Raw genomic sequence first — 10,400 nt, forward strand, 5'->3', positions numbered from 1 at the left:
ATCCTTATTTGGTTCTGGTTTCACACTAGCATCTGGTGTTACCTTATTTGGTCCTGGTTTTACGTTAGCGTCTGTTTCTACCTTATTTGGTTCTGGTTTCACACTAGCATCTGGTGTTACCTTATTTGGTCCTGGTTTTACGTTAGCGTCTGGTTCTTTTGCTTCTGTTCCTTCTGTATTTGAAGTGGTTGGATTGGTTGGAATTACTTCAATAGGTTCTGGTTTTGAAACACTGATATTGAGAGTGTTTACTCCATCTTCGATTACTTCTGGCAAGCTATCATAACTAGCGATGACGTAACCAGCATTTCTTAATTGATCTAAGACATGTTGGTATTTTGCAACTAAAATCTCTGGGACAACTTGATTCAATGAGCTTTCCCCTAATTTTTGAGTTGGCTTAATTACTTGGTGTGTCTTGGCATCAATGACACTGTAATTGATTGCAACATTGATTGGGGTATAAACAATTCTTACTTCACTGTCAGCTGACATATCTGTAATTGTTTGTTCCGCAACTTTTTGAATATTAGGTGTCATCCCTTTAATTTCCGGCGCATCAAAGCCTGTGAATTGACTGCTTGTCCAATCTGATTTAGATTTAACTTCCCCAGTTACAATATCTTTAACAATTGAACGTGAAAGTTTTACTTGATCAATTTTAACTTCATCTGCTTTACCAGGAATTTGAAGAATAATCTTACGAGTAACAGTCTTAAATTCTTTATCTTCTTGCGTCTTGTGTTTAAGGTGAATAATCACAGGTTCGTTATTATCGGCTTTAAAAGTATATGTTGTTGGATAAGTTTTTACAACTTCATACTTACTTGCATCAGGGTTAACGATAGCTAAAGCTACTTGTTGATCAGTCTTACCAACTAGGTCTGTTTGATGAATAACAGTTTCGTTATTATCGTCATCTACAAATTTGATAGCCGTCTTTTGTGGGTTAGCGGTATAGCTAATTTCAACTGGCTTAACGGTTGATTCACTTTGAACCATAAGTTGGTCAACTGCATTCATATTTGGAGTATAGCCTAAAATTGTTGGTACCACATAATTTGGAAGAACTGCACTAGATGATGTATTCTTAATAACCTTATTTGTTACTAAATCGGTAACAATTGTTTTTTCAACTGAAACTGATTGACTGATATTTTCTTTAGTTCCGTCAGGTTTAATCACAGTAATTACACGAATGATTGGGACAACAATCGTCTTGGTTTGTACTTTATGACTTAATGGTACCGTAATTATTGGGTCTTTATCCCCTCTAATAGTAATTTGTTTTACTAAATCCGTGTCATCAAGAACATATTTACTTGGTAATGGATTTTCATAGTTAAGTGCAACCGTTTGATCCGTTTGACCAAGAAGTTTACTATCAGCCAGCTTTTGCTTCGTAATTGCATCAATATAATTAATTTCGATTTCACGTTTATTTGGTCGATAACTAACTACAATTCTTTCATCATCACGTGGTTGACCGTTTTCTAAAGCTCTTTCTTCAGTGATTTCAGCAACACTTGGAGTATAGCCTGAAATCGTTGGAACCACATAGCTATTAAACATTCCATTGCCTTGAGCTGGTTGCCAGTCTGTATAAGTTACCTCTTGCGTTACCACATCGATATTAGCTTGACGACTAAGTTCAATTGCTTGCGTTATAGTTGTAAATGGTTCTCCTGACTTGTTAGTGAATTCACTTGAAATATTCCGACTAACTGTTTTATTTAAAGCATCAACTGTTGGGTATTTTAAGTCGGTTGTTGGGATGCTTTGTTCTTGATTAGGAACATCATCAATAACAACTTGTAAATGCTTAAAGTAAAGCTTAATTGTTTGAGCTTGCATTGGATCATTATCAAACGCTACTGGAATTTCATCTTGTTTCTCAAAGACGTAACCCTTTTTAGACAAGGCTTGTTTTAACTCATCAATTTTTGCTTGAACATTTGCACTATCAATCTTTTCATCGGATAATCCTTGTAAATCTAAATAATCAACTTCAAGCAGTGAAATTGGATTTTCAGGGTTTTGATTATCGATTACTGCAAAGGTTAATTCTTGTTTTTGCGGAACATAGGAAATCTCAATATTTTGCGATGAAGTGTTAGCGTCAACGTCTTTGGCTGCAATCTTACCATTAACAATTGGAATTGGATTTCCTTTTTCATCAATTGCTTTTGGCGTGTAACCTAATTTAGGTTCAACCGTATATTCTGGCCAATTAGTTCCTGCTTGATTTTGCCAATCAAGTACTTCTTTAATTTGGCCGGTTACTTCATCAACAAAAGCAGTGCGCGTAAATGTCACTGGTTGATTTGCAACGATCGTTTTAGCTCCGTCGTTAACTCGAATCACGCGGGTTACCGTTTTATTCAAGTCATCTTTACTTACTCCACTTGGATAATTCATATCTAGGTTATCTGGTAATTTATCGGTAAATGTTTTACCTGTATTTGCAACTTCAATGATTTTATGCTTCATTGAAATCTTAAAGATTTGTGGATTAGCATCCGTTTGATTACTATTATTAGTATCATCAAACACTTTGTTTGCTGTTTGGTATTCATCATCGACCAAAACGTAACCTTTTTTCTTTAATGCATCAATTACTTTAGTAGTATCAAAATTAATTGGTTCAGCTGTTTGACCTTCGATTAATTGATTCATGATTTCAGCATTATTATCATCAATATCGATAAACTTAAATTGAGCTACTTGATAATCTGGTGAGTAAGTAACTGTAACTTCTGCATTTTGTGGAGTTTCATCAACAAATAAAACTTTTGCTGTATCAACTTGCTTATCAGCTGTGTAACCAGTGATAGGTTTATCGTCTAGCGCACTAAAGCTGTCTTCATTTTCAGGTACCCAAGCTGTATAAGTAACTGCATCTGGTTGGTTTTTATATGCTTTAACGGCATCAACTCTAGCAGTTCTTGTATACGTAATTGATTGCACCACATCATCAAAAGCCTTTTTGCCCTCATTATAGACATAATGAATTGTTCGTGTAACTGTCATTGATAATTTACCAATTTTTGGATAAGTTACGTCTGTGCCGTCAATCTTTGTTCCAGCTGCTGGAATAGTTGTATGTGTGATAACGTCAGAAATAACGTGTTCTAAATCAATCACATATTGTTGACTAATTGTATCTTGATCAGATTGAGTATCAAATGTTTGCGCTGTTGCATTATTATCAAAATGATTACCGTCTTGCGCTAACTTATAACCTTGTTTTTCTAATTCTTTTAGTTGATCATCAACTTTGTGATGATCAAGCTTACCATCTGTTATCCCTGTAAGCAAAGTATCTGTTACTTTCTGATTGTCATCTGTGACATCATTAAAGCTGACGATTGCTTTAGCTGGGTTAGCTGTATAAATAACCGTAATATCTTTTGCTTGATTAGTTGCTTCTACCGTTAATTGATTTGGAGTGTATCCATCATGTTTAGGTGAATCAATCGCAGCAAATTTAGTTGCATCAGCTTCTTCGATATTATTGGTTAATGACTTATAAGCTTTCCAGTCGTCATTTGGAGTAAATTCTCCTGTTACAAGATTTAATCTTGCCGTTCGACGATATTCAATTGTTTGCTTAACTGTAGCATCCCCCGTTGAACCAGGTTTAACCGTATCTTTACCATAAACATAATTAATAGTACGACTTGTGGTCTTAGTTAATTCTGAAGCATCAAAGTTAGAATTAGTTGGATAAACATAGTTTGTTGAACCAACATTTCCTGTCTTCGGCGTATCATAATCGACCGTAATTACATGTTGATTATAATAAACTTTAATAGTTTCGTCATTGGTTGTTCCATCGACAGCCTTATTTAAGATCGTAGTTAATGGTTGATCATTTTCATCCATCCCTGATTCATAACCAAACTTGGTTAAATCAAGAACTGAATAGTTTTCAAATTCAGTCGGTGTCCCTTTAACTACATAAGCCTTATCTCCATCAGCGACTGATTGTGTGAATGTCTTTACACCGTTACTATCAAGTACGTCATCTTTTGTTGCATAGCCTAATAAGGTATTTGTAACTTTATCTTTAACTTGATAACGTTGCAAAGTAACGGCTTGTTTAACTGATTGAGAAATTGGAGCATTTGATTGTTTATCAATAAATTCAATCGTTCTAGTTACCGTCTTTGTTTCAGGTGTTAATTCAGTATCGTGAACCACGTGAATTTCAAGGGTTGTCTTGGTTGATCCAAATTTACCTGGTAAGTTATCATTTGAAATTACTTTATATCCCTGTTTAGCTAAATTATCCAATACATCTTTATATGAAGTTTGATTTTCTGATGTAATTTCTTGATCAGTCACTCCATCAAGAAGTTTAACATCTTGAACTGAAATTTGACCCGTTGTATCGTCGATAACCGTGTAGTTGATTACTTGAGGGTTAGCAATATAAGTAACTTTTGTATCTTGAGCCAAATCAGTTGGGTTAACTTTATTCTTACCTGTTTCATCTATTTGAATTTGAGCATTTGGTTTAACTGTGTATCCTGGGATTTCTGGTGCATACGTAATTGCCATTTGTGTAGCATCACTGCTGTTATTTTTATATTGAACTGGGCTGACAGGTAATGCTTCACCCTTTTCATTAACCGCAACAACATATCCCAATGGTTTATAAGTTACCGTTACTGTTTCATTGTGGTTAGCTTCAATATTATCAACTTGATTTACAGCAGATACATTAGCAAAGTATCCTTCTTCAACCGGTACTTGGTAGCTAGACCATTGATTTTGTCCTTCAGTATCCCAGTTTGCATACGTTACATCCCCTGTTACTTCATCAATTGTCGCTGTTCGGCGATAGTTAATTGTTTGAATTACTGGTTGAATTGTAAGTTTGTTATCCGTACTTTCAAAGTTGATTGTGCGTTTTGATTGTGCGTGAAGCTTATCTTCTGTTACTGAATCCGGATAATTTAGATTTGAATTATCTGGTAATTTGTCGCTGGTCTTTTTATTATCACCAGGATTTACCGTAACTGTCTTATGCTTCAAATGAACTGCATATTGTTGAACTTGGTTATCATCTCTGTCATATTTCTTAGTTGAATCGGTAAAATTATCACTTACTACCTCATATCCAGTTGCCAAATATTCAGCTAATTTTGCCGTAGTATTTGCTGTTGAGATAATTCCTTCTGAAGTTCCGTTTTCTGTAATCGGCACTAAATCATTTTGAGTTGTGTCATCAATAAATTGAATCTCTGCTCGTTGTGGATTAGCGGTATAAGTAATATTAACTACACTATCAGCTTGTGGTTGCGTTAGGATTTCTTTTGCAACTGTTGCTTGACTTGGAGTGTATCCTGGAATTTCTGGTGCGCTTACTTCAGCGAAATCATTGCTTACAGTCCAATTTGAATCAGGGATAACTTCACCCGTTACTAAGTTCAAAGTCCCTTGTCGTTCAAAATTAATCACTTGTTGAATTGGAGTACTTGCTTGTGTTTGGTTTTCATATTTGAAATTAATGACGCGCTTAGCAATTCCTTGAAGTTGACTGGCATCAAATTGACTATTTTGCGGATAAACGTATCCAGTATTATCAATTGGTTGACCTGGTTGAACATTTGTGTCCTTAGTTACAGTAATGATATGAGGAGTATAAATGACATCATATGTCATATCTGTACTATTTCCATCAACTGTTGTTCTTGGAATTTCATCAACGGTTGTGCCATCATGTTTAATTCGATCTAAATCATATCCGTTAGACTTCAAATCAGGTGTTGTTCGGGCATCAAATGTTTGACTTACATAGGCATCATTGGCGTTTGCTTCATTAAATGGAGTTGCAATCAACCCATTGCTATCCTTGTTACTTGGGTCTTGTGTGTATCCTAAAACATCATGGTTGACCTTATCTTTAACTTGATAGCGAACTAACGTAAGCTTATCAGTTTGTGTTGATTGAATTGTCTTGCCACTTTCGTCTAGATAATTGATTGTGCGCGTAATATCTTTTGTTTGTATTTGAGCTTCAGTATCATGTATTAACTTAAGCGTTACACTTTGATCTTGCTTAGTATCAAAATCAAAAGTATCAATTACAGGTGATTGGGCATACAATTTATATCCTTGATCTTCAAAATAATCCTTGATTTTTGTAAGGTTTGCTTGAAGTTCATCTTTATCAACTGCATCCCCTGATTTTCCAATCATATCCGCAGTTGCTTTAATTGTCGTTAAAATATCTTGAGTAAGTGCGATTGGTACCCCTGCGCCATTTACATCATCATTGATGTCGAGAACTTGAATCTTTAAATGTTGGTCATCTTTTTTATAAGTGACATTTAGATTTTGACTTAAATCTTGCGGTAAGCTATATGCATTTGTAGCACTCACTGGTTGGTCATTCAAATATGCAGTATAACCATTGATTTGTGGCAAGGCTGGAAGAATTGCTTTTTCTGGGTCGCTAGCATCATTTTCATATTGCGGAGTAGCATATCCTTTTAAAGCAGCACTTAATGGATTACCATTTTCATCAACAGGTTGAATATGTCCAAGCTTAGTATAAGTAACATTAACCGTTGTATCGGGATGATCAGCTGTAATTTGATCAAAATTTTCAGCAAGAATAATAGTTGGACTTGCTTTTGTCACATCATCCGGTAAAGTCATCGTTCTGAAGTACCCTTGTTTAACTGGAAGCTCAACTTGATTCCACGTTGTTCCATCCTTAGGACTCCATGCTGAATAGCCATTAGGGTGTGCTGGAGTATCGACTAATTTTCCTGTTACTTCATCGACGAATGCCGAACGTGTAAAGGTTAAAGGTTGAACCTTACTTAAAGTATCATCCCTGTTTCCATCGACAGTAACATTTACTGTAAATGTTGGTTGTTTTTGTAGATTATCAATTCCGACTGGATAATTTACACTTGGATTTTCTGCAATCGGAGTATTTGGCTTGATATTATCAGTAACTGTCACTTCTTTAATCTTGTGTTGTAATTCAAAGGTTACCGTATCTCCATTCATATAGTACTTAGCGACTTGACCAAAAGCTGCTGTATCATTGGTACCATCTGCTTGCCATGTAGTTCCACCGTTTGTCCACGTTGGATTCCCTGTAGTTCCGACTAATTCGTAGCCAGCTGGAATCTTTGCTTGATTAGCAGCATTTATAAAGTCATCAGAGTTTAGGGTGTCTTTATTTTCTTGGTAAACCTTATCTGGTAAATCAAGATATTGATCTGTTCCATTAGCGTCAACATAATGATAACGGGCATGAATCGTTGCTTGCCCTGTTACAGTAATTGTGGCTGGAGTTCCTGGAGTAAATGGTTGGAATGCAGCAGCAAAACCTTCGCCTTCAATACTTCCTGTTTTACCTGCATCTTGTGCTAACGTTAAATCTTGACCTAAAATTTTAAAACGTCCCACGGGGATATTCTTCTTAATTAATGGAATAGAAACCATCACAGACTTAATTTTTGACCAATCTTTAACCTTATCTGCAGTAACATAACTATCAGTCAAGCCAGCCGGAATTCCCGTAATTGCCTTCCAATCATTTAACGGTTGGGTTTGTTCAGAATACTTATAAGTAAATTCTAGACTATTATCGCTTCCGACATATTTAACTGGTTCTTCACCATTTAAAGTCTTAGGATCTTTCAATGTAAATTGGAATGTTGTATCTGATTCTTGTGGTAAGTTTAAGATAATATACGTATCTTTAATATCAGCATCTTCTTGTTGTGGACTAACATAGTTCATCGTACTGAAATAATAAGTCATGTCAGTTGAACCTTTTGTATCTGAGTGAGCACTAACAACTGAATCTTCTCCCGCAGTATTTCCTGTCGCTAAAGTTTGAACTGATTTTCCACCAGAGGCTTCATATCTCCAAGTAAAATCTTGAATCTTGTAGATATTATTATCATCTGGGATAAATGGGGTTGTTGCTAATGATTTACCATCTAATTTAACTAAACGATCACTGATTGACCCATCATCATTAACCATCTTTCCGGGGTTAATATAAATTGAGCCCGTTACATCAGTATAATTAGGTGCATCAGGATAAGTTTTAGCATAAATCCACGCTTGGGCTCGTTGAGAATTTTCAAAGATATATTTTGTCCCCGTATAATCAATTTTTACAACTTGTTGCCCATCAACCATGGTTGTTGTAATTTTTGGACGGGTAGTTTCTGTATTATACCCTGGCATTGCATCTGTATTTACCCCTGAATAATAACTTCCTTTAGGTAAAACATAGTAAAAAATTGGTTCATATTCTTTTGTAACATATTTCGAATCATCTTTACTTAATACAACGTATACATTATTTTGCTTGTTTGATGGAATAGTTTTGTCTGTATTCGTCAAATTTTGTCCATACGTGTTTAATTTTAATGCCGCTCTAGATGTTACCTGTTGTTCAATAACAGCTGTATTTACAACTTGCTTATCTGATCCATTTAAATTAGGAATTGTAACACTAATTTGACTAGTTACTGTTTGATTTGTCCCAGTATCATCAGTGTTTTTGAACTTTCCGTATGCGACAAACATATTTTTTGTAGCTACATCGTTCATACCTGGTTGATTGTTATTAAGTAAATTATAGTTATCTGTATAAGACAAAGATAATTCATTAGGCGTAAACGAAATAGATTTAATATACTTACCGCTTTCAGCAATGAATGTACCGCCGGAATTTATCGATCCTTGGTTTGTTGTTCCATCAGTATAAGTTACTTGATATGTGTATCCATTTAAATTTGGTAAAGTATCACTCGGATTTGGAACTTTCACCTGATCAATTTCTGAATAAGCTTTGCCAGAATCTTTACCTAACTCAGTAAATTGTAAAGTGATAGTTGCATTAGTTATCGGCGTATTAAGTGTCGTTTTAAAACCATAATACCCAATTGCCATATGGTCTGATTCTGTTTGTCCTGATTTAAATGCGAAATTACTATACTCTGGAGTAAACCAACCTTTATACCCATCAGCAATTACTTCAACTGATCCCGCGGGAGTCAAATTAGTATCTTCTGGAACTAAAGTATTAGAAAAACTACTTGTAGATCCTGTAATTGTATCACCATTATCATTTATTTTTTGAATAATTGTAATTTGTTTATCAGTTTTCAAGCTGGTTTCTTGAGATACATTTTGGACGTATGATCCTGCAATAACATAAGGATTTGAACCTGAAGTTTCAGCTCCGTTATCTTTTGGAACCGTAATAATAATGTCATCTCCTGGATTTTGTTGTGTAATTGTAAAGTTATTTTGTTTATCATATTGTCCTTTATACCGCGTATTATAAGTATTAGTTTTTTCAAGATCCAATTTAAATCCAGTTGGAACTGGAATTGTAATTGTTGTGCCATAATTAATATTTTTTATAATTTGCGGAACTGTTGTATTTTGATTAGCGACATAATTTGGATCTTCATTTACGTTAAGAGCATAAAGTAATAACGTATTAGGTTTTACTTTAACATCATTATTTGTTCCTGGAAGTAAGCGCTTAAGGACTGGACTTAATGTTGGTTTCATTAACTGATTAACTTTCAAACTTCCTTGATACACATCATTAAAATAAAATTGAATAAATTTTTCCGTATTTCCTACATCCGTTGCCAAATTAGGGACATCACCAATTGAAGTTTCTTTAATTGGGGCAAAATATTCTGTTGCAGAATATGAATCACTATCATCTGAAATATATGTTGCAGTTTGAACATTATATAAACCATCAGCACTGTCTACATTACTTACTGTATGTTTATTATTGGGATCAGTTGGAAAACCACTAATTTTATAGGGTGTTCCTTTAGGAATAATAATTGTTACTTTATCCCCTGTTTTACCGGTACCAGAATAAGTTAAAGAAATCCCTGTTTTACTAGATTCAGTATTGTTACTTCCTCCACCTATAGTATTTGAACTTAAAGTTAATTTTTGTCCATCTTTTGTAGTTATGCTTAATCCATCCTCACTTAATGTCCCAGCACCTTTAGCGTTACTATCATCAATTTTTGGAACAGCAGATACTTCACCATCAGTTCCATAAGTTAATTGGGGTGTGGTTTGCGATGATGTAGTCGTGGGTTGTGACGTATCATTTTCAGTTGTACCACTAGTTGTCGGATTAGGTGTAGTTGCTACTTGATTAGTTGTAACATCATCAGCTGAAACTTGTTGTTGCCCTGCAAATAAGGCAAATGTCGTTCCGATTAAAACTGAGGCAACCCCAACATTGAACTTTTTAATTGTGAACCGTTGTTTGCGCGGTTCTAACTTGGTATGTAAATACTTAAGATTGTTTTTCGATAACATGGCTTTCCCTTCTTTTCTTTTTGTTTTTTCTCATTCAGTATAATTATATA

The 10,400-nt window shown here is 34.8% G+C and carries 1 protein-coding gene; it reads right to left on the reverse strand.

Features of this window, described 5'->3' with window-relative positions; all coding sequences use genetic code 11:
- Positions 1 to 10,350: mucin-binding protein (locus JCM14209_RS09515; protein ID WP_035520261.1), on the reverse strand; the 10,350-nt coding region annotated here is incomplete at its 3' end.
- Positions 10,351 to 10,400: the final 50 nt, after the last annotated feature.

The sequence above is a fragment of the Ligilactobacillus hayakitensis DSM 18933 = JCM 14209 genome (genome assembly GCF_000615845.1).
GTDB classification, from domain to species: Bacteria; Bacillota; Bacilli; order Lactobacillales; family Lactobacillaceae; genus Ligilactobacillus; species Ligilactobacillus hayakitensis.